The following is a 25,083-nucleotide window of genomic DNA, read 5'->3' as shown; positions in this document are numbered from 1 at the left end:
GTAGAAGATGATCGACACGCGGCAAGGCATTCGGAAGTTCGCCAACCTGGGGGGCGTCGAGAACCGGGTTGACCGCCTGATCCGCTTTGCCGTCTCGCTGATCGTGGCGCTGCTGGCGGCGTATCTTCCCGACTACGAAGGGCTGGGCAGCGAAGGGCGGGCGACCTTCTTCATTCTCATTTTCGCCGCCGGGCTCTGGCTGACCGAGGCGATTCCCGCCTTTGCCGTCTCTTTTCTTATCATCGCGTTGGAAATAGTGCTGCTCGGTCTCATCCCCGGCGGGGAGTGGGAGGCCTTCCTCTCCCCCTGGGCCAGCCCGCTCGTTTTCCTCTTCCTGGCCGGGTTCATCATGGCCAGCGCGGCGTCGAAGACCCGCCTGGACATCTGGATCGCCAAGCGGGTCCTTTTTCTGGTCGGCAACCGCCCCGAGCACATTATGAGCGGGATGATGCTGGTGACCTTCACGATGTCGATGTTCATCTCCAATACGGCGACGGCCGCACTGATCGTCTCGATCCTCTTCCCCATGCTCGCCACGATGCGGCCGGACAATCCCTATAGAAAGGGGCTGATGCTTGCTGTCACGATGGCCGCCAATATCGGGGGGATGGGGACGATCATCGGGACGCCGCCCAACGCCATTGCCGTGGGGCTGCTGGGTGCGGAGGCCCCCAGCTTTGTCGGCTGGATGATGCTGGCGCTGCCGCCGGCGCTGCTGCTGGTCATTTCATTGCGTTTTCTGCTGCTGAAGCGCTACCCCTCCAACGAAGCGCTGATAGACCTCGGCCCGCTGCACGGGGTTGACCACACTGACGACACGAGCCATGTGCATGCGACGGTACCGAGCGTGCCCAGCTGGAAAAAGAGCGCCGTCGTCCTCACCTTTTCACTGACAATAATGCTCTGGCTGACGGGGCCGCTGCACCACATCCCGACGACGGTCGTCTCCTTCCTGCCGATTGTCATCTTCACGATGCTGGGCATCCTGGAAGCCGAGGATATCAGGGCGCTGCACTGGGACGTCATCATCCTGATCATCGGCGGCCTCTCCCTGGGGAGTGCCGTGAGCAGCAGCGGGCTGGACGACTGGATCGCGACGCTCTTTGCCGAACAGACGCTGCCGCTGCTCCTGCTCGTTCCTCTTTTCGCTTACCTCGTCGTGCTGCTGTCGAACTTTATGAGCAATACGGCCGCGGCGAACATTTTGCTGCCGCTGGTCGCGGCCGTCGCCGTCGTCATCGGCAACAGCAGCCCGGTACTGGCCGTCGTCACCGTCGCGCTCAGCGCCTCGCTGGCGATGGCGCTGCCGGTCTCGACGCCGCCCAACGCCATCGTCTTCGCGTCTGGGGCGCTGAAAAGCCGGGATTTCTGGATGATGGGGATCGTCTCCGGGGTGCTGGGACCCCTTGTGATCCTGGGGTGGATCTACCTGGTGTCTATGTTTTTTTAACCTAGAGGGGAGATGCTTTTTTGATGGAAATCATTACTCAAAAAAGAGAGGGATTTCATGATTGTAGTGCTGTATTTCATAATAATCTTTTTGCTATATACTGCTTATAATGCAGGGCATCCCATATGGGCTGCTATTAATCTTTTTTTTGCATTCGCATTCATTCTCGTAATCATCGCTGATCATAGACATAAAAAAAGTATCATCAATGAAGAAGATGATGAAAGCGCGACAGAATAACCTTACGTCCTACATAATCAGTTGGAAGTAGTCTTTCTTCTAGCCCTGAACAACCCACGTTTGCTCAATAAGCAGGGTTTCATCCGAGTAGACCCGCCCGACAAAGGTCTGCCCGGCTTCGTAGGTGCTGACCCCTTTGGGCGTGCCGCTCATAATGATGTCACCATCCTCCAGCGTCATAAATGATTTGATCTCTTCAAGCATGACCGAGGGTTTGTACATCATGAGGCCGTAGCCGGCGTACTGCTGGAGTTTGCCGTCGACGTGCAGGGTCATCCGCAGCGAATCCATCGGGCCGTTGAACGGGACGAAGTCGCTCAGAACGGCTGAACCGTCGAACCCCTTTGCCCGTTCCCAGGGCAGCCCCTTCTCTTTCAAACGGTTCTGGATAGAAGCTTTGGTGAGGTCGAGGCCGAAGCCTATTCCCGCGATCTCACCCGTTTCGATGAGAAAACAGATCTCCCCCTCGAAGCGGCAGGTCGGCTCGACGTAGCGGAGGGTGTCGGTGATGGCAGAGTTCGGTTTGTTGAAGACGACCATCTGTTCGGGGATCTCGTTTCCGAGCTCCTCGATGTGTTCGACGTAGTTGCGGCCGATACAGACGACTTTGGAGGGCAAGAGCCCGCGGCCGTCGAAAACGATCTGATTCACTTGACGCTCTGCGTGATCGTGTGGCTGTCGCCGGGCGCGATGACGACGCTGTTGGAGAGGGCGTTGGCCGTTTCGATGCAGACCATCGAGGTGTAGCCGTCGTCGGCGAAATCCTCCATACGCGCCGCTTTGTCGATCCAGGGGTTCCAGACGACGGTGGAGCTGCTGCCGCTTTTGCCCACGATGACGGTGCGCCCCAGCCGTTCGTCCAGCAGGATCACCGTATCTTCGGTATCGAGGTAGACTCGGTCGGTCTCGCGGGTGATCCCGATGGGGGCGCTGGAGGCTTTGCGGGCGAAACCGTCCAGGGCGTCGGCATAGGTGATCCCCTCAAGCCCGACGATACTGACGGCGGCGATGTTGCCGACGCTGAAGTAGGTGTGCAGCGCTTCGGTGATCTCGAAGGGTTCTTCCCCCAGGTTCTTCGTCGTGAGGGCGAGTTCAAGCTGCTCGCCGATGGTGATGCGCATCGTCAGTTCGAAGAGGTAGGGAAACCAGCGGCGCTCGTGCTGTTCGAGCATCGTGTCATCGAGCATCAGGGTGACGATGGTGCTACCGGTCTCGTCCGACTCCTCCACGCTCTCCAGGCGCCACAGGACGCTGCGGGCAAAGCCGTGCTGGGGACGCTCGGGGATGTCGGGGTCCATGCCGAACCAGGGCCAGCAGACGGGGACGCCGCCGCGGATGGCCCGTCCCGGTTCGAAGCGGGCCGTCGGGCTGAGCCAGAGCAGTTCGGGCTGACCGTGCCGCGCGTATTCGAAAAGGTGCGCCCCCTGCAGGGCTATTTTCGCAGTGGCTTCGTAATTGCTGATCTCGATGATTTCCAGGCCGTTTTCCGCGGTGACGATCTTATGCATGGGTTCTCCTTGACTTGTGTCCGGTAATGGCATAGTAGAAGATAAAGGCGTAACAGACAAAGCCGAGCACATAGCCGTTACGCAGTGTGCCGCCGATCTCCCCGAGCTGGCCGAAGAGCAGCGGCAGAAGGGCGCCCCCGGCGATGCCCATGATGAGCAGGGCGCTCCCTTTGGCCGTCAGCGGTCCGAGGTCCCTGAGTGCCAACGGCCAGACGGCGGGCCACACAAGGGCGTTGGCAAGCCCCAGAAGGGCGACGAAGGCAAGGCTGTCGGGCAGGGTGGCGATGCCGCTCCAGCCCCAGAGGATCGACGAGAGGGTATGGCTCTGTTCGCTGCTCCAGAGGATCCCGGCCGTAAAGAGCAGCCCTGCCACGGCAGTGTAGCGCAGTGCCTTCTCCTGGGAGATGAACCTGGGGATTGTCGTCACGCCGATGAGGTAACCCAGTACCATAAAGACCATCGTGTAGGCGGTGAGCGCCGTGGCGTTAGCAATGCCGAGGGACTGGCCGTAGAGGCCGATGGTGTCACCCGCGATCACCTCGATGCCGACATAGAAAAAGAGGGTGACGGCCCCGAGCAGGAGGTGCGGATGGCGCCAGACGGAATCATCCGGGGAGGCCGGGACGGCTTCAAACGGGAGTTTCGGCAGCGGCGCGAGGCGGACGAAGACGGCCAGCAGCGCCAGGGCGGACGCCATGGAGAGGTAGGGGGAGACGAGTTTCTGCGCCAGGGCCGCTTTCACTTCCGGCGTCGCGTCGGCAGAGACGGGGGCGGTGAGGTCGGCGAAGATGAGCGCGGTAAAGAGCAGCGGGGCAAGGACCCCGGCGCCTTTGTTGATGAGGCCCATGATGCTGATGCGCGCCGCGGCACTCTCCAGGGGGCCGATATGGACGATGTAGGGGTTCGAGGCCGTCTGCAGCAGAGTAAGGCCCGCGCCCAGGGTAAAGAGGCCGCCGAGGAAGAGGCGGTAGTCGGCACTCTGGGCCGCGGGGATGAAGAGCAGGGCGCCGGCGGCCATGATGCCGAGCCCCAGGGCCATCCCCTGCTTGTAGCCGGTGTACTTCAGTACCGCCGCCATCGGAAGTGCCATCACCGTGTAGGCGATGTAGAAGGCGAAAGTGACCAGAAGCGCTTCGAAGGCGGTGAGGTCGCAGATGACCTTGAGAAAGGGGATGAGCGACCCGTTGAGCCAGGTGACGAATCCGAAGATGAAAAAAAGCAGGCCGAGGATGGCCATCGGCAGGGCAGTGGAGGTTTTCTCAGGCATGAACGGCCTCCTGCAGGTAGCGTGCGACGGCATCCTCGTCATTGGTGTGGGGCAGCACGATGTCCGCGGCGGCCTTCACTTCGTCCAGGGCATTCTGCACGGCGCAGGCGGTCCCGGCGAGTTCGAACATCCCCAGGTCGTTGAGGCTGTCGCCGAAGACGGTGAAGTCGGCGGTATCGTGCTCCATGTATTCGGCGACCTTCGCCATGGCGTGGGCTTTGTCGCCGAGGGGGTGCAGGATGGTAAGGTAGTAGCCCCCCGTATACTTCTCCGGGGAGAGCTTGAACTCCAGGGCATCGCCGAAAAGCGCCCTGAAGTGTTCGGTAAGCGGCCGGAGGCGCGCCTCCTCGGCCATGTAGACGATCTTGAGGGTCTCCTCCATCGCCTCCATGCGGTTTAGCCGCTCCAGGCGGGGGTCTTTCCTGTAGTTTTCCAGCACCTGCAGCTGCATCGGCGTGACGTTTTCGGGGTAGCGGAACGCTTCGTTGAGCTCACGGTCGGTGAGGCCGATGACGAAGGGCTCGATGTTGTCGAAACGGCGTCCCGCCTCGATCAGTTCGTCCCCGATCTCTTTGCCGACGGTTTTGATGTCGATGAGGGTTTTGTCCGGCAGCACGACCATGGAGCCGTCGAGCAGGATCATCGGCGCATCGAGATGCAGGGCGCTGAGGAAATCGTGCGACTTGGAAAAACTGCGGGCCGTGGCGACGGTGAGGGGCGTGTGGCGGGCGATGCGGTTCCAGACGTCGCGCGAAAAGGGGCTGACGCTCTGGTCGGAACGCAGAAAGGTGTGGTCGAGATCGGTCAGAAATACGGGACTATTCATAACGCATAGTGTAGCACTTGTGCGCTTGGAAACGGACTTACAGCATCCCCAGCTGCAGCCGCGCCTCCTCGCTCATCTTCTCCATCGTCCAGGGGGGATCGAAGACGAGGTTGGCTTCGACGACGAGGTCGGGTTCGTCGTCGATGAGGTAGCCGACGTTGCGGACCTGGTCGATGAGGCTCTCGGAGACGGGGCAGGTGGCGGAGGTGAGGGTCATCGTCACGACGCACCTGGTCGCCCCGCCGCTCTCTTTGGCGCAGTCGATGCCGTAGATGAGCCCCAGGTCGTAGATATTGACGGGGATCTCCGGGTCGTAGATGCCGCGCAGCTTTTCGGTGATCTTCTCTTTGAGGGTGTCGAACTCCATATCACTCCCCTTTGCAGGACTTGGCGTACCCGTAAATGACGTTCAGGAAGGCTTCGAGCCCCTGCTGGCGGACGGGGCTGAGCAGCTCCATGATGCCCATCTCTTTCAGTTTGTTCGGATCGAAGGCGAGAATCTCGTCGGGGGTCCTATTGTGGAAGATGCCCAGCAGCATCACGAGCATTCCCTTGGCGATGATGGAGTCCCCCTCGGCCTCGAGGAGGATCTTTCCCTGGTCATAGGCTTTGTGCAGCCACGCCAGGGAGGAGCACCCCTTGATGATGTTCTCATCGGTCTTGTACTGCGGCTCCAGCTTCCCCGCTTCCTTTCCGAAATCGAGGATGTACTCCATCTTCGCATCTTTGTCGGGGAGAAGGGCGAGGTCCTCTTTGTAGAGCTGAACCTGTTCATCCATCGTCATGGTGTCTCCTTTAATCGTAATACGTAGCACTTAGTACACAGCACGCTTTACTCTGTAAAGTATGCCGATTGGAAATCGGCGCGGATGCGTTCGGCATAGGCGCTGTCGCCGACACTGCCGATGAGGGTGTCGGCAAAGGCGAGGACGAGCATGCTGCGCGCCTCCTCCTCCGCGATCCCCCGTGAACGCAGGTAGAAAAGGGCGTCTTCATCGAGCTGGCCAATTGTCGCCCCGTGGGAGGCTTCGAGTTCGTCGGTATAGATCTCCAGCTGCGGCTTGGCGTACATATAGGCCTGCGGGGAGAGCAGCACGGCTTTGGTGTTCTGCCGCGCGTCGGCGTAGCGCGCCTTGGCGTCGACACGGATGAGGCCGTCGAAGATCCCGGTGGCCGTACCGCGCAGGACGCTGCGCGCCTCCTGGACGCAGGTGGCGTGGGGGGCGTGATGGATGATATGCACGACGTTGCCCCGGCGCGCCGTGCCTGAGGCCATCAGCAGGTGGCCGGCATCGCAATGTGCATGATCCTCCAGGTCGATCTTGTAAAGATGCAGGGCCTGGGCGCTGCCGAAGTCGAAGGTCTTCAGCTCCAGGCGGCCGTTTGCGCCGACATGGAAGCGGTGGGTGCCGATAAGCGCCGTCTGCTCCGACGTGCCGCTCTCGTCGCGGATCCACCGCAGGGCGGCCCCGTCGCCGATCTCGGCGTCAATGCCGTAGAGCACGAGGCTCTCCGCACTCCCTTCCCCCTCGAGGGTCTCGAAGAGCTCTGCATGTTTCTCCGGTGCGACGGTGACGGTGATGCGGTAGGGCAGCAGGGTCCGCGCATCGCTGACGATATGCCGGAGCTCAAAACTCGCATTTTCATCGATATGCAGTGCAATGACGGCGGGCGTCAGCAGGTGCGAGAGAAAATAAAGCGCGTCGTAGTGGTCCGGATCGGCCGCGAATGCGGAGGGGTAGGAGACGGAGCAGCCCGCGGGGATCTCGGTGACGGTTCCGTTTTCGATAACGAGGCGTTCGCCCGTTTTCGGCGTGTGTACTGCCGCCGTCTTGAGGGTGTAGTCCCGTGCGAGCAGGGGTTTGATCGCAAAATGGCGGTACTGCTCCGTCTTGTTTCCGGGAAGCCCGAGGGTTGCGAGCCGTTCGAACAGCGGCCCCTGGGCCTGTTCCCGGACGAGGTCAAGGGTCAGCGCGCCCATCACGTATCCTCCGCGATTGCCCCGTAGCCCTCGGCCTCGAGGCGCTTGACCAGTTCCGGGCCGCCCGTTTTGACGATTTTACCGTCGCGCAGGACATGGATGTAGTCGGGGTCGATGTAGTCGAGGATGCGGCTGTAGTGGGTGATGACGAGAAAGGTGCGCTCCCCGTTCTTCATCCGGTTGATCCCCTCGGAGACGGCTTTGAGCGCATCAATGTCGAGGCCGGAGTCGATCTCGTCGAGGAGGATGACGTCGGGCTGCAAAATCTCCATCTGCAGGATCTCGTTGCGTTTTTTCTCACCGCCGGAGAAGCCTTCGTTGAGGTTGCGCGAGATCATGTCCGGCTTCATCCCCAGCTGTTCGACGTGGGTGCGCATCAGCCGCAGAAACTGCGCCGCGTTTGTTTCGGGTTTGCCTTCATGGCGCTCCTTGGCGTTGAGGGCGGTGCGCAGGAAATAGGCGTTATTGACGCCGGGAATCTCGACGGGGTTCTGGAAACTGAGGAAGATCCCTGCCAGGGCCCGCTCCTCCGGTTCCAGTTCAAGGACATTCACTCCGTTGTAAATGACTTCCCCCTCGGTGACCTCGACGTCGTAATGGCCGACGACGGCTTTGGAGAGGGTCGACTTGCCCGCGCCGTTGGGGCCCATGATAGCATGGACCTTTCCCTTTTCAAGGGTGAGGCTGAGGCCTTTGAGAATGGTGTTGCCGCCTATGGCGGCATGCAGGTTTTTTATCTCCATCATCCGACACTTCCTTCCAGGGTGAGATTGAGCAGCTCTTTGGCTTCGACGGCGAACTCCATGGGGAGCTGGGCGAAGACCTCCTTGCAGAAGCCGTGGACGATCATGGAGACGGCGTCCTCTTCGCCGATGCCCCGCGAGCGGAGGTAGAAGAGCTGCTCGTCGCTGATCTTGCTCGTCGTCGCTTCGTGTTCGATCTGCGCGGAGGCCTCCTGCGACTCGAGGTAGGGGAAGGTGTGGGCCCCGCACTCCCCGCCGATGAGGAGGCTGTCGCACTGGCTGAAGTTGCGCGCCCCCGCTGCGTTGGGCCCCACTTTGACCAGGCCGCGGTAGCTGTTCTGGCCGTGCATGGCGGAGATCCCCTTGGAGACGATGGTCGAACGGGTGTTTTTCCCGATGTGGATCATCTTCGTGCCCGTGTCTGCCTGCTGGGCGCGGCTCGTGACGGCGACGGAGTAGAATTCGCCGACGCTGTTGTCGCCCTTGAGAATGCAGCTGGGGTATTTCCAGGTGATCGAAGAGCCCGTTTCCACCTGGGTCCAGGAGATCTTGGCGTTCTCCCCTTCGCAGATGCCGCGCTTGGTAACAAAGTTGTAGATCCCCCCTTCGCCCTCGCTGTCGCCGGGGTACCAGTTCTGGATGGTGGAGTACTTTATTTCCGCGTCCTTTTTCGCGATGAGCTCGACGACGGCGGCGTGGAGCTGGTTCTCATCGCGCTGCGGGGCGGAACATCCCTCGTTGTAGGAGACGTAGCTCCCTTCGTCGGCGATGATGAGCGTGCGCTCGAACTGGCCGGTGTTCTGGGCGTTGATGCGGAAATAGGTGGAGAGCTCCATCGGGCAGCGGACCCCTTTGGGGACGTAGACGAAGGTGCCGTCGGTGAAGACGGCGGCATTGAGGGCGGCATAGTAGTTGTCCGTCATCGGGACGACGGAGAACATATACTTCTGGACGAGCTCGGCGTGGTCGCGCATCGCCTCGGAGATGGAGCAGAAGATGATCCCGAGCTCCTGGAGGGTGTCGGCGTAGGTCGTCTTGACCGAGACGGAGTCGAAGACCGCGTCGACGGCGATGCCCTGCAGCATCTTCTGCTCGTCCAGGGGGATGCCGAGCTTGTCGTAGGCTTCCAGGATCTTCGGGTCGACCTCGTCGAGGCTGTTGGGGGCTTTTTTCGGGGCGGCAAAGTAGGAGATGGCCTGGTAGTCGATGGAGGTGTAGTGCAGGTGGGCCCAGTGGGGCTCCTCCATCTTTTCCCATTTGTGCAGGGCCTTGATGCGCAGCTCGGTCATCCACCCCGGTTCGCGCTTCTTGGCGGAGATGAAGCGGATGATCTCCTCGTTCAGCCCCGGGGGAACGGTGTCCTCTTCGATATCGACGGTAAAGCCGAGTTCGTAATCTTTGGCAAGAATTTTATCAACTTCAGACTGTGCCATAGCGGCTCCTTTTAAGGGCATTACCAAAGTCCCTGTGTGGAGCTCAGAGAGCATTTGAAGCATGAGATTTTTTTTGTTTTCATTGAAGGCCTAGCCAAAAGCTAAGTCAAGATGAAAACGGAAGAAAGATCGTGCTTCAAACGCTCTCCCGCAGGGCATAACAGAGAAAAGCCATACTCAGCGTTGCCACTTTTCGACTTAGCTAAGGCTAGGTCTTCAAAGCGTCGCCTTGATTATGACTTTCTCTGCTATGCTGAGACCGCACAGGGATTTTGGTGATGCCCTCGTGTCTATCCAGCCACTATAGAGCAAATAAGACAAAATCACTCTTAAAAAATAAAACAGTGACAGATGCTATGGTGAAATAAAGTCGGCGTATTCCGGAATGAATGAAAAAGGTTGAGAGTAGGTAATTTGATTGTAAAAGCATGGCGCGGTGGATGTGAGAAGCGTCACAAAACGTGAACTGCTTCACGTTTTTAGCTTTGAAACCGGCGTGTTGTCGAACAGAGTGAGACCACGAAGGTGGTGTCATAAATAAAGAGCAACGCGATACCTTAATAGCGAAGCGGGTGAGAGTGTATTGGAACAGTTGGAAATAGGTTGATAAAAGGTGATTTGATTGTAAAAGCATGGCGCGGTGGACGGGACTCGAACCCGCGACCCCCTGCGTGACAGGCAGGTATTCTAACCAGCTGAACTACCACCGCACATGAAGTAGAGCGAAAGTATATCGCGCTAACTTTAAAAAAAGCTTTTTGGCGACCCTTGAAGGATTTGAACCTCCGTCTCTGCCATGAAGTGGCAGCGTCCTTGGCCCCTAGACGAAAGGGTCATCGTGCTAAAGCAGGGCAGGATTATACTCTGAAGTTGCCTATTCTGTTATTAATTTATCGAAAGTCGGATTTTTCGCTCTTTTCGTCGTCTGTCTGAAAAACGCGGATGGATTTTAGATGATCCGGGAGAACGGCCGGGCGTCTGCTTTGATGATCGGGGTACAGAGAAGTGCGGGATTGGGTGTCGGGAAAATGACGTTGTTTCTCGGGATAAAAGTAGTGATAGATGGAATAAGGATTTTTTCGATTTTGTGAAAGTGGTGGGAACTACTGGACTCGAACCAGTGGCATCTACCTTGTAAGGGTAGCGCTCTACCAACTGAGCTAAGCTCCCAACCAAAACGTGGCGCGGTGGACGGGACTCGAACCCGCGACCCCCTGCGTGACAGGCAGGTATTCTAACCAACTGAACTACCACCGCATCCGTAATAAGTAGGGCGAAATTTTACCGCTTAATCTTTAAAAAAAGATTAATTTGGTCTCATTTCATTTTGCAAAATGAATGGTGTCCCGTGTTGGATTCGAACCAACGGCCACATCATTAAAAGTGACGTGCTCTACCAGCTGAGCTAACGAGACATGCTCACAAATGCAAGGCCGAAATTATAGGGAAATCCGCCTGATAAAGTCAAGAAAAAATCATGAAATTTTGAAAAATGTCTTTTTGTCCAGCAGCATCAGCATTTTGATGGCATGCAGGACCGTCTGTTCCTGTATATAGTTGCGGTCACCGTTTAGCTGCAGCCGCGCCGTTTCAAGGGCCTCTTTGCTGCGGACGGCGACCTGGACCGTGCCGACGGGTTTTTGTGCGCTCCCCCCTGTAGGACCTGCGACGCCGCTGACGGCGATGGCATAGTCGGCCCCGGCGACTTCGAGCGCGCCGGCGCTCATCGCTTCGACGACCTCGCGGCTGACGGCACCGTGGGCTTCAAGGGTAGCGTTTTCCACGGCGATCCAGGCGGATTTGAGCCGGTTGGAGTAGGTGATGAGCGCACCTTCAAATACGCCCGACGCTCCGCTCTCCTTTGTAAGATAGTAGCTTAGCAGTCCGCCGGTACAGCTCTCGGCGAAGGTGACCGTCTTGCCCGCAGCCTGAAGGACCTCGATGAGCCACAGGGCGATATTGTCTGTCGCAACGCTGCTCGGAAACCGGGTGACGAGCTGCTGGAGTGCGCCGTCGACATCCCCGAAACGTTCCGCGCTGAGGCGGCACTGCAGCCAGCCGGGAACGGGGGAGGTGAGGGCGTACTCTACGCGGTAGCTCTCGGCAATCTGCCTGAGCACGGGTTTGAGCGCCGTCTCATCACGCTCGAAAAGATGGATGAGCGCGGTGTCGACCGGGGTGGCGTGCAGCTCGGGCGCGGGCAGTTCGCCGCCGTTCTCGACCTGCATGACGTGCAGCTGCAGCTGCCCCTCGCTGAGATGGTAGTACTCCGGGCTCAGGCTGAGCGAACGGGAGGGAACGAGTGCCGCCTCGCGCATGACGAGCGTATCTTCCGTCAGCGTGGCGATCTCCCGCGCGACCAGGGCGGCCATGGATGGCTCGCAGAGGATGAGACAGGTCTGCGCTTTTTCCGTGTCGCCGATACGGTCGGGGAAAAAGCGTTCGGCTTCTTTGAAAAGAAAGCGCCGGTCCGGTTCAATGCCGAAACGGGCGAAGTGGCGGTCGATATAGCGGCGCATCGGTTCGTTTTCAATCAGGCCGTCGCCGATCAGGAAAAGGGAGTACTTCATACCGTGAGTATAGCGCAAAACACTCCGTTGTCGCCGCGGGAAAGATTGCGCCGTGATCGGCCCCGGCGCAGGAATAAACAGCTTTTTTTAATGGGTGAGAAGCTATAATGCACCAATTTTTTAGAATGTGAATATTCGCCCTTCTTGAAGGAAAATGATGGATTATAAAGCGACACTGCTCCTGCCCACGACGGACTTTGCCATGCGCGGCAACCTGGTCCAGAACGAACCCCTGCGCTATGCCAAGTGGTTTGAAGAGGGCGTGTATGAGAAGATGAAACAAAAACGCGAGGGGGCCCCTTCTTTCACCCTGCATGACGGCCCGCCCTATGCCAACGGCCATACGCACATCGGTCATGCGCTCAACAAGATCCTCAAAGACATCATTGTCAAACAGCACTACTTCAACGGCAACAGCGTCCGCTTCACCCCGGGCTGGGACTGCCACGGTCTGCCGATCGAGCAGCAGGTCGAGAAGAAACTCGGCGGCAAACAGAAGAAGGAGGCGCTCTCCACGGCCGAAGTGCGCAAGCTCTGCCGCGAACACGCCGAGAGCTTCGTCGGCATCCAGCGCGACGAGTTCAAGCAGCTCGGTGTCATCGCGGACTGGGAGAAGCCCTACCTGACGATGGACTACAAGTTCGAAGCGAACATCTATCGCACCCTCTGCGACGTCGCGAGGAAGGGGCTGCTGGTCGAGCGCAGCAAGCCGGTCTACTGGAGCTGGGCGGAGCGCACCGCGCTGGCCGAGGCGGAAGTGGAGTACGAGGATAAAGAGGACTACTCCATCTTCGTCGCCTTCGAGCTGAGCGAGGAGTCCAAAGTCCGCCTGGGGTTGGAGGGCAACGCCGCGCCGGTCATCTGGACGACGACCCCGTGGACCCTGCCGGCCAATACCGGGATCTCCCTGAACCCGGACGAGAAGTACGTCCGCACGGCCGACGGCTATATCGTCGCCCAGAAGCTCTACGACGCCCTGATCGCACAGGAGATCGTCAAGGGCGAGGTCGTCCAGACCTTCGACGCGAAGCAGTTCGAGAACCTGCACGCGGTGAACCCGCTCAACGGCCGCCGGTCGCATATCGTGCTCGGCGAGCACGTCCTGATGGACAACGGTACGGGCTGTGTCCACACGGCGCCGGGCCACGGGGAGGACGACTACCGCGTCGGCCTCAAGTACAACCTCGACGTCATTATGCCGGTCGACGAGACGGGCTGCTACGACCAGAGTGTCGTGCGTGAACGCCTCATCCCGGACGCGGAAAGCTTCGTCGGCATGCACATCTTCAAAGCCAACGAGCCGATCATCGAGCTGCTCGGAGCGAGCCTGCTGAAAGTCAGCAAGTTCAACCACTCCTACCCGCACTGCTGGCGTTCACATACGCCGCTGATCTTCCGTGCGACGAAGCAGTGGTTCATCGCCGTTGACGAAAAGCCCGAAGGGGAGAACCGCACCCTGCGCGAAATCGCGGCGGAAGAGCTTGCAAAAACGACCTTCTACCCCGAATCGGGCCGCAAACGCCTCGAATCCATGGTCGGTAACCGCCCGGACTGGTGTATCTCCCGCCAGCGCGACTGGGGCGTGCCGATCGCCTTCTTCCGCGTCAAGGCGACGGGCGAGGTAATCCTGGATGAAAAGGTGCTGAACTTCATCGCGATGGTCTTCGAGATGCAGGGCACCGATGCGTGGTACAGCATGCCGATCGAGCAGCTGCTCTACCCGGGCAGCGGTTACAAGCCCGAAGAGCTTGAAAAAGTCAGTGATATCCTCGACGTCTGGTTCGACAGCGGCTCGACCTGGAACGCCGTGCTCAAATCGCGCAACTACGACGCGGGCAGCTACCCCGCGGACGTTTACCTGGAAGGGAGCGACCAGCACCGCGGCTGGTTCCAGAGTTCGCTCTTCCTCAGTGCCGCGGTCGAGCACCGGGCGCCGTACAAGGCGATCATTACGCACGGCTTTACGATGGACGGCAAGGGTGAGAAGATGTCCAAATCGAAGGGCAACGTGGTCGCACCGGACAAAGTACTGAAGCAGTTCGGTTCCGAGATCCTGCGCCTGTGGGTCGCGATGACCGATTACCAGAACGACCAGAAGATCAGTGACGAGATCCTGAAGCAGACGGCTGAACAGTACCGCAAACTGCGCAACACCTTCCGTTTCCTCCTGGCGAACATCGACGACCTGGAAACGATCGTCCCGTTCGGCGAGATGGGCGTACTGGACCAGTGGATCGTCTCCAAGGCCTCCCACGTTTTCGACAATGTCCACGGGCAGTTCGAACGCTACAACTTCGTCGGCGGGATGAGCACGCTCAACAACTTCATCGTCAACGAACTGAGCGGGATCTACCTCGATATCACGAAAGACCGTCTCTACTGCGACGCGAAAAACGATCCGCACCGCCGTGCCAGCCAGAGTGCGATGGCGATGATCACCCGCTCCATGCTGCTGCTCGTCGCGCCTATTCTCACCTATACGGCCGACGAGATCGTCGAGGCGGCGCCGGCGGTGATCAAGGGCGATGCGCAGAGCATCTTCGACCTTGAATACGCCTCGATCGACGTGCCGACAAGCACTTTCAACGAGTGTGCGCTGGTCAAGGTCAGAGAGGGGCTGTACGAGATCGTCGACGCCCTCAAAAAAGAGAAGAAGATCAAGAGCACGCTGGAACTGGCGCTGCACACGGACGCGGACATCGTCAAGATGCTGCCGCAGACCGAGGCCGAGGACTGGTTCGTCGTTTCCGGCGTCCTGCCGCTTGAAACGGCCGGTGAGACCCTGGGCGAATTCGAGGTCGACGGCGAGCGCTACGTGATCGCGGCGGCAGCGCGGCAGAAGTGCCCGCGCTGCTGGAAATACCATGCGCACGAAGAAGATACACTCTGCGCCCGCTGTGCGGAGGTGACCGGTGCCTGACCTGGCCGCCCCCGCTCCGATGGCGTTCATCGTCGAGACGGTCCTGGTGATCTTCGCCGTGGTCGCCATCGGTATCCTGGCCGTGCGCCGGGCAAAAAAAGCAAAGGATGAACATTGATGACGCTTAAAGAGGCTCTGAAACTCTCGCCGGAGGCGCTGGAAGCCCTGCGTGCAGAACTCAAATCGAAGATCGAAGGCGACAGCGAACTGGGCGCGTACGTCGGTCTTGAGAGTGCCGGCAGCGGCATTCCCATTGCGGTCAAGGACAACATCCAGGTCAGAGAGTGGAGCGTGACGTCCGGCTCGAAGATCCTGCAGGGCTATGTGGCACCGTACAACGCGACCGTGGTCGAGAAACTGCTTGCGGCGGGCCTTTCGCCGTTCGGACGGACGAACATGGACGAGTTTGCGATGGGCTCGACAACGGAGAGCAGCTACTACGGCAAGACGCTCAACCCGCGCAACCGCGGCTGCGTGCCGGGCGGCAGCTCCGGCGGTTCCGCGGCAGCGGTCGCGGCGGGCCTCGCCGTGGCGGCGCTGGGCTCCGACACCGGCGGCTCCATCCGCCAGCCGGCAGCCTTCTGCGGCATCGTCGGGATGAAACCGACGTACGGCCGTGTCAGCCGCTACGGGCTGGGCGCCTATGCCAGCTCGCTGGACCAGATTGGGCCGATGACACAGAACGTCGAGGACGCGGCGATCCTCTATGACATCATCAGCGGCTATGACCCGAAAGACTCCTCGAGTGCGGACGTCGCCTACGAGAGCGTCGCGGACAAGCTCGACCCGTCGCGCAAGCTGACCATTGCGATCCTCCCTTCCTACCTTGAAGGAGCATCCGATGCTATCAAGCAGGGGTACGCCAAAGCGGTCGAAGCACTGAAAGCCGCGGGCCATACCATCGTCGAGAAGTCGATGATGGATGCCAAGTACGACATCTCCGCCTACTACATCACCGCGACGGCGGAAGCGTCAACGAACCTCGCCCGCTACGACGGCATCCGCTACGGCAGCCGCGTCGAGGGTGAGAACCTCTCGGACCTTTATATCAAGAGCCGCTCCGAAGGGTTCGGCGAAGAGGTCAAGCGCCGTATCCTGCTGGGGAACTTCGTCCTCTCCAGCGGCTACTACGACGCCTACTACGTCAAGGCGCAGAAAGTGCGCCACCTGATCAAGGAGGAGTACGAGAAGCTCTTCGAAGAGGTCGACCTGATCCTCAGCCCCGTCGCGCCGGATACGGCGTACGAGTTCGGAGCGCTCTCCGACCCGCTGAAGATGTACCTGAGCGACATCTACACGATCTCGGTCAATCTTGCCGGACTTCCGGCGATCTCCCTGCCGGTCGATACGGCGGAGAACGGCATGCCGGTCGGGCTTCAGCTCATTGCCAAAGCCTTTGATGAACAAACACTTTTTGACGGTGCGCTCAGTCTTGAGCAGGCCGTAAACCTTTAAGAAGGAGTCCTATGAAAATCCGTAAACGTGCATTGACATTCGAAGATGTCCTGCTGGTCCCGCGTTATTCCGAAGTGCTGCCAAAAGAGGTCAGCCTCACGACAAAACTTACCAAGAACATCACGATGAACATCCCGATGGTCTCCGCGGCGATGGATACCGTCACCGAGTACCGTGCGGCGATCGCGATGGCACGCCTCGGCGGTATCGGTATTATCCACAAGAATATGGATATCGAAAGCCAGGTCAAACAGGTCAAAAAAGTGAAAAAGAGCGAGTCGGGGATCATCATCGACCCGATCTACGTCTACCCGGACGCGACCCTGGCCGATGCCGAGGCGCTGATGCAGGAGTACCGCATCTCCGGCGTCCCGGTCGTCGACCTCTACAACAAACTGCTGGGGATCCTGACCAACCGCGACATGCGTTTTGAAAAGGACCTGAGCAAGCGCGCCGATGCCGTTATGACGAAGATGCCGCTGATCACGGCCGGCAAGAACATCTCCCTCGATGAAGCAGAGCAGATCATGCACAAAAACAAGATCGAGAAGCTGCCGATCATCGATGACGAGGGTCACCTGCAGGGGCTGATCACGATCAAGGACATCAAGAAGCGTATCGAGTACCCTTCCGCGCTCAAAGACGAGTTCGGCCGTCTGCGCGTCGGTGCGGCCATCGGCGTCGGGCAGCTCGACCGTGCGCAGGCGCTTGTCGACGCGGGTGTCGACGTGCTTGTCCTCGACTCCGCCCACGGTCACTCCAAGGGGATCATCGACACCGTCAAGGCGATCAAGGCGCAGATGAACATTGACATCATCGCCGGGAACGTCGCGACGGCTGAAGCGGTTGAAGCGCTGGCTGCCGCCGGTGCGGACGCCGTCAAAGTCGGTATCGGGCCGGGATCGATCTGTACGACCCGTATCGTCGCCGGTGTCGGCGTGCCGCAGATCTCCGCGATCGACGAGTGTGCCGAAGCGGGGCGCCGCGTCGGTGTACCGATCGTCGCCGACGGCGGGATCAAGTACTCCGGTGACATCGCCAAAGCGCTTGCCGTGGGTGCGAGCTGTATTATGGCGGGCTCACTGCTGGCGGGAACCAAGGAGTCCCCGGGCGACCTGATCAACTACCAGGGACGCCAGTACAAGTCCTACCGCGGTATGGGCTCCATCGGGGCGATGACCAAGGGGAGTACGGACCGTTACTTCCAGGAAGGCACGGCGGCGGACAAGCTCGTCCCGGAAGGGATCGAGGGGCGTGTACCGTACCGCGGACCGATCGCGGGTATCGTGCACCAGATGATGGGCGGCCTTCGCTCCTCCATGGGCTACTGCGGTTCCGAGAGCATCGAGGCGTTCTGGCAGAATGCCGAGTTCGTCGAGATTACCAGCGCGGGCCTCAAAGAGTCACATGTTCACGACGTCCAGATTACGGCGGAAGCACCGAATTATCATATCTGATTGGTATACTGTCGGATAGCGTAGGCGCACAGCTTCACGCCACTGCGCTATAAGAAGCCGCAACGAAGAGTTCTGGCGGCGACAGCGGAGGGGCCGGTCCCCTCGAGCTGCTAAATGAGGGGAGTAACAAATGCATTTTCAGACCAAAGCGCTTCACGAAGGCTACAGCAAGGATATGCAGGGAACGATGGCGGTGCCCATCTACCAGACAACGGCCTATGAGTTCCGCGATGCAGAGCATGCGGCGAACCTGTTTGCGCTCAAAGAGCTCGGCAACATCTATACCCGCCTGAACAACCCGACGACGGATGTGTTCGAAAAACGCTTCGCATCACTCGAGGGCGGTTCGGCCGCTCTGGCGACGTCCAGCGGGATGGCGGCCATCTTCTACGCCCTGGTCAATGCCGCGGAGGCGGGCGACAACATCGTCTGTGCTGCACAGCTCTACGGCGGTTCCCTCACCCTGACGGCCCATACCATGAAACGTTTCGGCATCGAAGCGCGTTTCTTCGACGTCCATAACCCCGCCGAAGCGGAAAAGCTCATCGACGACAAGACGAAAGCGCTCTTTTTCGAGACCCTGACCAACCCGAGCATCGACGTTCCCAACATCGATGAACTCGCGGCGCTGGCCGACAAGTACGGCGTGCTCAGCATCGTCGACAACACCGTCGCGACCCCGGCGCTCTGCCGGCCGCTCGAACACGGGATCGACGTCGTCGTTCACAGTGCGAGCAAATATACGACGGGGCAGGGGCTGGCAATAGGCGGGATCATGGTCGAACGTAGCAACCTCGTCGAAAAACTGCGCGGCAATGCGCGCTACCCGCAGTTCAACGAGCCCGACGCCAGCTACCACGGCCTGGTCTATGTCGACGTGCCATTGCCGGCCTATACCCTGCGCGGCCGTCTCAGCCTCCTGCGCGACATCGGCGCCGTGGGCTCGCCGTTCAACTCCTGGCTCTTTATCCAGGGGCTCGAAACGCTGAAAATCCGGATGAAAGAACATTCACACAACGCTATGATGCTGGCAAAATTCCTGGAGACGCACCCGATGGTCAAACGGGTCAACTACCCGGGCCTGGAGTCGAACAAGAACTTTGCGAATGCGCAGCGCTACTTCGAAGGCGGTATGAGCAGCGGACTGCTCAGCTTTGAAGTTGAGGACCTGGAAACGGCCAAGAAGATCGTGGACGCCACGAAGCTCTATTCGCTCGTCGTCAACATCGGCGACTCGAAGTCCATCATCACGCACCCGGCCTCGACGACGCACCAGCAGCTCAGCCCCGAAGAGATGGACGCCTGCGGTGTCCCGGCAGGGCTGATCCGCATCAGTGCGGGGCTTGAGAACGCCGAGGACCTTATCGCGGACATCAAACAGGCACTTGAGGCGGCATCATAGACCCGTTGAACCTTCAGACCCGTACCGAGCACTTTACCAATCCGCTCTATCTGGAGAGCGGGCGTATCCTCGAACCGTATGATATTGTCTATGAAACCTACGGGCACCTCAGCGAGGCGAAGGACAACGTCGTTGTCGTCACGCATGCCCTGACGGGGTCGCACCATGCGGCGGGCCTCTATGAAGGTGACAACAAACCGGGGTGGTGGGACGGCCTGATCGGTCCCGGCAAGGCGATCGACACGGACCGCTTCTTCGTCATCTGCTCCAACGTCGTCGGCAGCTGTTTCGGCTCGACCGGGCCGATGTCGCCGATGCTCCCGAACGAAGAGCCCTACCGCTACAAGTTCCCCGTCATCACCGTTAAGGACATGGTCAAGGCGCAGCGTATCCTCTTCGACCGCCTGGGGATCCACCGGGTCCACGCCATCGTGGGCGGCTCCATGGGCGGCATGCAGGCGCTGCAGTTTGCCGTGCACTACCCTAACTTCGCCGATCGGATCGTCGCGATGGCCTGTACCCATGCGACCCAGCCCTGGGCGATCGCGTTTAACAAGATCGCCCAGGAGGCGATCCTGAAAGACCCCGATTTCAAAAGCGGCTATTACGACCCGGCAGATATCAAAGCGAACGGTCTGACGGGCATGGCCGTCGGCCGGATGGCGGGGCATATCAGTTTTCTCTCGCCTCACAGCATGGAGCGGAAATTCGGGCGCGAATACAAACGCACCGACGGTCTCTTCGAGCTCTTCGGGAAGTTCCAGGTGGAGTCGTACCTGGAGTACAACGGCTACAACTTCACCAAGTGGTTCGATCCGCTGAGCTACCTCTACATTACGAAGGCGATCAACATCTACGACCTCTCGCGTGGCTTCGATACCCTGGAAGAGGCGCTGTTGCGCATCAGAAGCCGCCTCTACCTGGTCAGTTTCGAAAGCGATATGCTTTTCATTCCCGACGAGATGCGGGTGATGGCGGATATTCTTGTCAAAGAGAAGATGACTCCGGTCGATTACCTGGAAGTCCCGAGCGATTACGGGCACGACGCCTTCCTGGTCGAACTGGACAAGATCAATGATTACGTGCGCGAGGCGCTGGAACACGGTATTTAGCACAACATATCGATGCTGCAGGCAGCAAAGGAGTGAGAGTGGAAGCGAACGATTTTGAAGGGCGCCTGGAAGAGGCAAAACAGATCCTGGAAAAACTGATGAACCCCGAAATGACCCTCGAGGAGAGCGTCAAGGCCTACGAGTCGGGCACCAAGGCGCTCAAAGAGGCGCAGCAGATCCTTGAAGCGGCGCGCAAAAAGATCGAGCAGATCCGCGGCGGGGAGGAGACGGAGTCGTGACAGTGGGTGTGCTGCAGCTTCCCTCGGTCGGCATGAGTACGACGAAGCTGTACCACTACGTCCGGATCGCCCATAAACGCGGCGTCCGCGTCCTGCTGATGGGCGAATACCTCCTGAACTCCTTTTTCAAAGAGTTGCAGCAGACCCCCGTGTCGATGCTGCGCGAACTCTGCGATCACCAGCTCGGCATCCTGCGCGACCTCGCGGCCGCCTATGACATGACCTTCGTCGCCCCCCTGGTCACGGTGAAGGCGGGCACCCCCTATAAAAGCATCGTCAAAGTCTCTCCCCGTTCGACGGCCTACTACCAGCAGCAGGTACTGATCGACTATCCCCACTGGAACGAAGCCGCTTTCTTTGCCAACCCGGTCGCACCGCTGCACGAACCGCTGACCTTCCGTGTCGACAATGTCCGTTTCGGCATCCTCGGCGGTTTCGAGCTGCACTTTGACGCGCTGTGGCAAAGCATCTGGGAGAAGCGGATCGACTGCATCCTGCTGCCGACGGCCTCCACGTTCGAATCGCAGCAGCGCTGGCGCGACCTGATCAGGATGCGCGCCTTTACACACAACTGCTTCGTGCTGCGGGCCAACCGTATCGGCGACGTGAAAGATGACGGGCATCTGTGGCGCTTCTACGGCGATTCGCTGCTGGTCAATCCCGACGGGGAGATCGAAAGCAGCCTGGGGGATACCGAGGAGCTGATGGTTGTCGAGATCGACCATGCGCAGGTGATGGAGTCGCGCCGGGGCTGGAAGTTCAAAGAAGCGATGGAGAAGCGCCGTGGCTAAATGGAGGCGGTGGCTCAAAGAGCTGGTGATCCTGGCGCTGCTCACGGCAGTAGGCGCCACTGTCATCGGCTACCTGCGGGCACCTTCATTCGAAGGTGCCGCCCTGCCGAAGGTGGAAGTTTCCAAACTCTACGGGCTGGCCTATGACAGCAGCGTCAAGCCGGACAAACCCTACATCCTGCACTTCTGGGCGACCTGGTGCCCCGTCTGCCATGCGGAAGCGGGCAACATCGACGCCCTTGCCAAAGAGGAAAAGGTTATTACCGTCGCCGTCAAATCGGGTGGGCTGGAGAAGATTGGTGAATACATGAAAGCAAACGGCCTCTCTTTTCCCGTCATCAACGACCAGAACGGCGCTATCGCTGAGGCGTTCATGATCGGCGTCTTCCCGACGACGATTATTGTCGACAGAGAGGGAAAAGTCTTCTGGGCCGAGAGCGGGTATACGACGACGTGGGGACTGAAGCTGCGGCTTTGGCTGGCCGAGATTTTCTAAATAGACGATAGCGGGCAGCTCTTCAATCTACAATTTTGACAACACTCTTCTGCCACTTTTTTAGAAAAAGTAGCGCAAAAAGCGGCCTTTCGCGAATCGCTCATCCCTCCCGGCTTTGGGCCTCCGGGATGGCTTATAAAGAGCGCTCAAGGCCAATTTCTGATTTCATTGAATGCGCTTTGTCGAGACAAAGCTCTTTAGGAACAAAATAGCTTCGGGAACCGAAGCGCATTAAATCAATAGGAAAATGGTCGTTAAGCGTGCCTTGAAAGCCGTTGCGGAGGCATAAAGCCGGTAGCAACGTGCGATTCGCGTAACGACGATTTTCTTTTGGTTCTTTTCTTATGAAAAAGAAAAGAATAAAGAGATAGATGGTTCCTATGAAAAGTACAGGAGCGAGAAATGTCCAGTCTCAGTAGACCGTAACGACGATCTTCCGGCTGCCGCCGTGGTCGCGGTGCTCGCCGAGGTATATCCCCTGCCAGGTGCCGAGGTTGAGACGGCCGTTGGTGACGGGGATGGTCAGTGACGTGCCCAGCATAACGCTTTTAATGTGTGCGGGCATATCGTCGTCGCCCTCGTAGGTGTGGACGTAGTAGGGCTTGGCATCGGCAACGTCGCTGAAGAAACGCTCCATGTCACGGCGGACAGTGGGATCGGCGTTCTCATTGATGGAGATCGAGGCGCTGGTGTGTTTGAGGAAGAGGTGGGCGAGTCCCGTCGTGACGCCGGACTTTGCAACGGCGTTTTCAATGGCGTCGGTGATGAGGTGGAACCCCCGAGGGTAAGGGGGCAGGGTGACGGTTGCCTGGAACAAACCGTTTACTCCTCCGCGAGCCTGTTCATCATGAAGAGGTAGAGCTCTTTGTGGGGGACGTCCTTCTCCAGCGCTTCGCGGTAGAGCCCCGTCACCTGGAGGTGGTGTTTCTCATACGAGAAGTGGGGGAAGTGGTTCTGCCATGCTTCCTTGATGCGCTGGGTCGCCATGCGGTCGACCAGCCACTCCTTGAACATCATGTAGGTGCCGAAGAACATCCCCGTGAAGAGAATGGCGAGGATAATGAGCAGGTGGCAGTCGATCTTCTCGAGCTCTTTATGAAAGAGGAGGCTCAGCGGCAGGAGGATGAAGTTCCAGATGATGAGGAAGACGAGAATCGTGCGGCCGATGCGCAGCTTCAGTCCCGGGATCTTCCCTTCGAGCTTGAGGCCGTCGTCGTGGTTCTTATTGATCTCGAGCAGTTCGCGCAGCAGCAGCGGCTGGTCATTGCTGCGGGTCACGAAGGGGATGATGGTCTTGTCGATAAAGGCGAGCACGCGTCCTCCTGCGGTTTTGTGGGGACATTATAGCGGTTTTTACACATTTTGGCCGTTCGGACTGCCTAAAATGGGAGGCTCTGGGTGAATTTATCAAAAAGTTATTAAACTTTTTAATGTTACAGTGCGATTAGCTATTTGAGGAGGTGCGGAGAATGATGCACTATTTCCATCGTCAGATCAAACTCTGGGGGGAAGAGGTCCAGCAGTCGCTGCAGGCAAAGCGGATCGCCATCATCGGAAGCGGCGGCCTGGGGAGTTCGCTCGCCTTTGCCCTGGGGGCGACGGGAATCGGGGAGATCCATATCGTGGATTTCGATGAGGTGAGCGTGCACAACATTCACCGCCAGATCGCTTTCAAGACGGGCGACGAAGGCAAGAACAAGGCCGTCGTCAATGCCGGTATCGTCGAGGCCCGCTGCCCCTATACGAAGGCGTATGCCCATGAGTGCGACTTCAACGCCTTCGCCAAAAAAGGGATCGAAGTCGACCTGATCCTCGATGCGACGGACAACCTCCCGACACGGGGGCAGATCAACGAATACGCCAAGATCCACAACACGCCGTGGGTCTACGGTTCGGTCGAAGCGTTTCACGGGCAGGTCTGTTTTTTCGACCGCTCCTCTTTCAACGACGTGTTCAAGATCACGCTCAAAGAGCCTGCGGGGATCGCTGCGCCGATCGTGATGCATATCGCCTCGCTGCAGGCGAACCTGGCACTGCGCTACCTGGCGGGTCAGCCGGTCAAAAAAGATTTCCTCTACTACCTCTTTTTCAACGACGAGGGCGAACTCGTGACACAGAAATTCGGCCTTCCTGTATAACGGCGGCTGTTTTACTCCCTGCTAAGCAGCGCACGCTATAATTTCATACTTAAAACAGGTATGGCCGGAGACTCTGCTTAGGGTGTCGGGACAGACCGGATTTCAATGTGGAGAAGTGCGATGCGCGGTTACAAGATTTTTGCCGGGAGTGCCAGCGAAGAGTTTGCGAAAGAGGTCTGTAAATACCTCGACGTTCCCCTGGCCAAAGCGGACATCAAACGTTTCAGCGACGGGGAGATCTCCGTTCAGATTGCAGAGAGCGTCCGCGGACGCGACGTGTTCATCATCCAGTCAACGGGAGCCCCGTCCAACGACAACCTGATGGAGCTGCTCATCATGACCGATGCGCTTCGCCGCTCATCCGCGAGCTCCATTACGGCGGTCATCCCGTATTTCGGCTACGCGCGCCAGGACCGTAAAGCGGCACCGCGTGTCCCCATCAGTGCGAAACTCGTCGCGAACCTTTACCAGACGGCGGGCATTGACCGTCTCGTGACCATCGACCTGCACGCGGGCCAGATCCAGGGCTTCTTCGACATCCCTGTTGACAACCTCTACGGCTCCATCATCTTCCAGCAGTACATCAAGGAGAAAAACCTCCCCAACCCGATCATTGCCAGCCCGGACATCGGCGGGGTCGCACGCGCACGTTACTTTGCGGAGAAACTGGGCCTGGAGATGGTCATCGTCGATAAACGCCGCGAAAAGGCGAACGTGGCCGAAGTCATGAACATCATCGGCGACGTCGAGGGCAAGGATGTCATTATGATCGACGACATGGTCGATACGGCCGGGACGATGGTCAAAGCGGCGGCGGCGCTCAAAGCCAAGGGCGCAACCTCCGTCATGGCCTGTGCGACGCACGGAGTTCTGAGCGGCAAAGCCTACGAGAACCTTGACAAGGGCGAACTCGATGAGCTGATCATCTCCAACTCCCTGGCGACCAAAGCGCACCCGAACATCAAGGTTCTGACCGTAGCACCGCTCTTCGGCGAAGTCATCCGCCGCGTTTACCACAACGAGAGCGTCAACAGTCTGTTCGCGTAAACAGGGAG

Annotated in this window: 24 protein-coding genes and 5 tRNA genes; 12 read left to right on the top strand and 17 right to left on the bottom strand. The window is 59.0% G+C overall.

Annotation, left to right across the window (positions count from 1 at the left end; genetic code table 11):
* The first annotated feature begins 7 nt into the window (after window positions 1-7).
* Window positions 8-1,450, top strand: a complete 1,443-nt coding sequence (locus WCX49_RS08960; protein ID WP_345984751.1) for a DASS family sodium-coupled anion symporter — start codon at window positions 8-10, stop codon at window positions 1,448-1,450.
* Between the two features lie 279 nt (window positions 1,451-1,729).
* Here WCX49_RS08960 and WCX49_RS08955 read toward each other — a convergent pair whose 3' ends face one another.
* The 15 genes from WCX49_RS08955 to WCX49_RS08885 form a co-directional block, all read right to left on the bottom strand.
* Complete coding sequence (locus WCX49_RS08955) at window positions 1,730-2,341, bottom strand: fumarylacetoacetate hydrolase family protein (RefSeq protein ID WP_345984750.1); 612 nt, start codon at window positions 2,339-2,341, stop codon at window positions 1,730-1,732.
* Window positions 2,338-3,198 (bottom strand): D-hexose-6-phosphate mutarotase, encoded by an 861-nt coding sequence (locus tag WCX49_RS08950; protein WP_345984749.1) that lies wholly within the window; start codon window positions 3,196-3,198, stop codon window positions 2,338-2,340. The genes WCX49_RS08955 and WCX49_RS08950 overlap by 4 nt, the downstream gene beginning before the upstream one ends.
* Window positions 3,191-4,465, bottom strand: a complete 1,275-nt coding sequence (locus WCX49_RS08945) for a sugar MFS transporter (protein WP_345984748.1) — start codon at window positions 4,463-4,465, stop codon at window positions 3,191-3,193. Before WCX49_RS08945 ends, WCX49_RS08950 begins: the two co-directional genes overlap by 8 nt.
* Entirely contained in the window at window positions 4,458-5,291 is an 834-nt protein-coding gene (locus WCX49_RS08940) for an HAD-IIB family hydrolase (protein WP_345984747.1), read from the bottom strand. The genes WCX49_RS08945 and WCX49_RS08940 overlap by 8 nt, the downstream gene beginning before the upstream one ends.
* A 37-nt stretch (window positions 5,292-5,328) precedes the next feature.
* A complete protein-coding gene (locus WCX49_RS08935) occupies window positions 5,329-5,658 on the bottom strand; it encodes an iron-sulfur cluster assembly protein (protein WP_345984746.1) in 330 nt (109 codons plus the stop codon).
* Window position 5,659: 1 nt separating this feature from the next.
* The gene (locus WCX49_RS08930; protein ID WP_345984745.1) at window positions 5,660-6,076 is read right to left on the bottom strand and encodes a SufE family protein; all 417 of its coding nucleotides are present in this window, start codon (window positions 6,074-6,076) and stop codon (window positions 5,660-5,662) included.
* Window positions 6,077-6,123: 47 nt separating this feature from the next.
* A complete protein-coding gene (locus WCX49_RS08925; protein WP_345984744.1) occupies window positions 6,124-7,272 on the bottom strand; it encodes a SufD family Fe-S cluster assembly protein in 1,149 nt (382 codons plus the stop codon).
* Window positions 7,272-8,018 carry a Fe-S cluster assembly ATPase SufC gene (gene sufC / locus WCX49_RS08920; protein ID WP_345984743.1) on the bottom strand — a complete coding sequence of 249 codons (747 nt, stop codon included), beginning with the start codon at window positions 8,016-8,018 and terminating at the stop codon, window positions 7,272-7,274. Before sufC ends, WCX49_RS08925 begins: the two co-directional genes overlap by 1 nt.
* Window positions 8,015-9,448, bottom strand: coding sequence for a Fe-S cluster assembly protein SufB (gene sufB, locus WCX49_RS08915; protein ID WP_345984742.1), 1,434 nt, complete (start codon window positions 9,446-9,448; stop codon window positions 8,015-8,017). The genes sufC and sufB overlap by 4 nt, the downstream gene beginning before the upstream one ends.
* Before the next feature lie 633 nt (window positions 9,449-10,081).
* Window positions 10,082-10,158 (bottom strand) — tRNA-Asp (locus tag WCX49_RS08910).
* Window positions 10,159-10,207: 49 nt separating this feature from the next.
* Window positions 10,208-10,283 (bottom strand) — tRNA-Glu (locus WCX49_RS08905).
* A gap of 259 nt (window positions 10,284-10,542) precedes the next feature.
* Window positions 10,543-10,618: transfer RNA gene (locus tag WCX49_RS08900), tRNA-Val, on the bottom strand.
* A 10-nt stretch (window positions 10,619-10,628) separates the two neighbouring features.
* Window positions 10,629-10,705, bottom strand: a tRNA-Asp gene (locus WCX49_RS08895).
* An 82-nt stretch (window positions 10,706-10,787) separates the two neighbouring features.
* A tRNA-Lys gene (locus WCX49_RS08890) sits at window positions 10,788-10,863 on the bottom strand.
* A 60-nt stretch (window positions 10,864-10,923) separates the two neighbouring features.
* Entirely contained in the window at window positions 10,924-12,018 is a 1,095-nt protein-coding gene (locus WCX49_RS08885; protein ID WP_345984741.1) for a CinA family protein, read from the bottom strand.
* Between the two features lie 157 nt (window positions 12,019-12,175).
* Here WCX49_RS08885 and ileS point away from each other — a divergent pair, with 157 nt between their 5' ends.
* The 9 genes from ileS to WCX49_RS08840 all read left to right on the top strand — a co-directional run bounded on the left by ileS (window position 12,176) and on the right by WCX49_RS08840 (window position 21,890).
* The gene (gene ileS, locus WCX49_RS08880) at window positions 12,176-14,938 is read left to right on the top strand and encodes an isoleucine--tRNA ligase (protein ID WP_345986802.1); all 2,763 of its coding nucleotides are present in this window, start codon (window positions 12,176-12,178) and stop codon (window positions 14,936-14,938) included.
* Window positions 14,931-15,056, top strand: a complete 126-nt coding sequence (locus WCX49_RS08875) for a hypothetical protein (protein ID WP_345984740.1) — start codon at window positions 14,931-14,933, stop codon at window positions 15,054-15,056. The genes ileS and WCX49_RS08875 overlap by 8 nt, the downstream gene beginning before the upstream one ends.
* Window positions 15,053-16,393: an Asp-tRNA(Asn)/Glu-tRNA(Gln) amidotransferase subunit GatA gene (gene gatA, locus WCX49_RS08870; RefSeq protein ID WP_345984739.1), complete on the top strand. Its 1,341-nt coding sequence runs from the start codon at window positions 15,053-15,055 to the stop codon at window positions 16,391-16,393. Before WCX49_RS08875 ends, gatA begins: the two co-directional genes overlap by 4 nt.
* A gap of 11 nt (window positions 16,394-16,404) precedes the next feature.
* Window positions 16,405-17,850 carry an IMP dehydrogenase gene (guaB, locus tag WCX49_RS08865; RefSeq protein ID WP_345984738.1) on the top strand — a complete coding sequence of 482 codons (1,446 nt, stop codon included), beginning with the start codon at window positions 16,405-16,407 and terminating at the stop codon, window positions 17,848-17,850.
* Between the two features lie 130 nt (window positions 17,851-17,980).
* Window positions 17,981-19,252, top strand: a complete 1,272-nt coding sequence (locus WCX49_RS08860) for an O-acetylhomoserine aminocarboxypropyltransferase/cysteine synthase family protein (RefSeq protein WP_345984737.1) — start codon at window positions 17,981-17,983, stop codon at window positions 19,250-19,252.
* A 5-nt stretch (window positions 19,253-19,257) separates the two neighbouring features.
* Entirely contained in the window at window positions 19,258-20,364 is a 1,107-nt protein-coding gene (locus WCX49_RS08855) for a homoserine O-acetyltransferase (protein ID WP_345984736.1), read from the top strand.
* A gap of 38 nt (window positions 20,365-20,402) precedes the next feature.
* Window positions 20,403-20,603: an exodeoxyribonuclease VII small subunit gene (gene xseB / locus WCX49_RS08850; protein ID WP_345984735.1), complete on the top strand. Its 201-nt coding sequence runs from the start codon at window positions 20,403-20,405 to the stop codon at window positions 20,601-20,603.
* A complete protein-coding gene (locus tag WCX49_RS08845; protein ID WP_345984734.1) occupies window positions 20,600-21,394 on the top strand; it encodes a carbon-nitrogen hydrolase family protein in 795 nt (264 codons plus the stop codon). The genes xseB and WCX49_RS08845 overlap by 4 nt, the downstream gene beginning before the upstream one ends.
* Window positions 21,387-21,890: a redoxin family protein gene (locus tag WCX49_RS08840; protein WP_345984733.1), complete on the top strand. Its 504-nt coding sequence runs from the start codon at window positions 21,387-21,389 to the stop codon at window positions 21,888-21,890. The genes WCX49_RS08845 and WCX49_RS08840 overlap by 8 nt, the downstream gene beginning before the upstream one ends.
* Before the next feature lie 412 nt (window positions 21,891-22,302).
* Here the strand turns inward: WCX49_RS08840 and WCX49_RS08835 are convergent, their stop codons facing one another.
* Complete coding sequence (locus tag WCX49_RS08835) at window positions 22,303-22,707, bottom strand: secondary thiamine-phosphate synthase enzyme YjbQ (RefSeq protein WP_345984732.1); 405 nt, start codon at window positions 22,705-22,707, stop codon at window positions 22,303-22,305.
* A gap of 5 nt (window positions 22,708-22,712) precedes the next feature.
* Entirely contained in the window at window positions 22,713-23,204 is a 492-nt protein-coding gene (locus WCX49_RS08830) for a hypothetical protein (protein WP_345984731.1), read from the bottom strand.
* Between the two features lie 155 nt (window positions 23,205-23,359).
* Here WCX49_RS08830 and WCX49_RS08825 point away from each other — a divergent pair, with 155 nt between their 5' ends.
* Both WCX49_RS08825 and WCX49_RS08820 read left to right on the top strand, forming a co-directional pair.
* Window positions 23,360-24,028 carry a ThiF family adenylyltransferase gene (locus WCX49_RS08825; RefSeq protein WP_345984730.1) on the top strand — a complete coding sequence of 223 codons (669 nt, stop codon included), beginning with the start codon at window positions 23,360-23,362 and terminating at the stop codon, window positions 24,026-24,028.
* Window positions 24,029-24,148: 120 nt separating this feature from the next.
* Window positions 24,149-25,075 (top strand): ribose-phosphate pyrophosphokinase, encoded by a 927-nt coding sequence (locus tag WCX49_RS08820; RefSeq protein ID WP_345984729.1) that lies wholly within the window; start codon window positions 24,149-24,151, stop codon window positions 25,073-25,075.
* Window positions 25,076-25,083: the final 8 nt, after the last annotated feature.

This window comes from Sulfurimonas sp. HSL-1656, from assembly GCF_039645585.1.
GTDB lineage: Bacteria > Campylobacterota > Campylobacteria > Campylobacterales > Sulfurimonadaceae > Thiomicrolovo > Thiomicrolovo subterrani.
The sequence above is the reverse complement of the archived record's forward strand: the minus strand, read 5'-3'. Positions and strand labels throughout refer to the sequence as shown.

Coding starts and splice junctions, on each gene's coding strand:
- WCX49_RS08960 (WP_345984751.1), top strand. CDS start 8: ATGATCGACACGCGGCAAGGCATTCGGAAGTTCGCCAACCTGGGGGGC.
- WCX49_RS08860 (WP_345984737.1), top strand. CDS start 17,981: ATGCATTTTCAGACCAAAGCGCTTCACGAAGGCTACAGCAAGGATATG.
- guaB (WP_345984738.1), top strand. CDS start 16,405: ATGAAAATCCGTAAACGTGCATTGACATTCGAAGATGTCCTGCTGGTC.
- WCX49_RS08885 (WP_345984741.1), bottom strand. CDS start 12,018: ATGAAGTACTCCCTTTTCCTGATCGGCGACGGCCTGATTGAAAACGAA.
- ileS (WP_345986802.1), top strand. CDS start 12,176: ATGGATTATAAAGCGACACTGCTCCTGCCCACGACGGACTTTGCCATG.
- WCX49_RS08825 (WP_345984730.1), top strand. CDS start 23,360: ATGATGCACTATTTCCATCGTCAGATCAAACTCTGGGGGGAAGAGGTC.
- sufB (WP_345984742.1), bottom strand. CDS start 9,448: ATGGCACAGTCTGAAGTTGATAAAATTCTTGCCAAAGATTACGAACTC.
- WCX49_RS08925 (WP_345984744.1), bottom strand. CDS start 7,272: ATGGGCGCGCTGACCCTTGACCTCGTCCGGGAACAGGCCCAGGGGCCG.
- WCX49_RS08935 (WP_345984746.1), bottom strand. CDS start 5,658: ATGGAGTTCGACACCCTCAAAGAGAAGATCACCGAAAAGCTGCGCGGC.
- WCX49_RS08930 (WP_345984745.1), bottom strand. CDS start 6,076: ATGACGATGGATGAACAGGTTCAGCTCTACAAAGAGGACCTCGCCCTT.
- WCX49_RS08950 (WP_345984749.1), bottom strand. CDS start 3,198: ATGCATAAGATCGTCACCGCGGAAAACGGCCTGGAAATCATCGAGATC.
- WCX49_RS08945 (WP_345984748.1), bottom strand. CDS start 4,465: ATGCCTGAGAAAACCTCCACTGCCCTGCCGATGGCCATCCTCGGCCTG.
- sufC (WP_345984743.1), bottom strand. CDS start 8,018: ATGATGGAGATAAAAAACCTGCATGCCGCCATAGGCGGCAACACCATT.
- WCX49_RS08940 (WP_345984747.1), bottom strand. CDS start 5,291: ATGAATAGTCCCGTATTTCTGACCGATCTCGACCACACCTTTCTGCGT.
- WCX49_RS08820 (WP_345984729.1), top strand. CDS start 24,149: ATGCGCGGTTACAAGATTTTTGCCGGGAGTGCCAGCGAAGAGTTTGCG.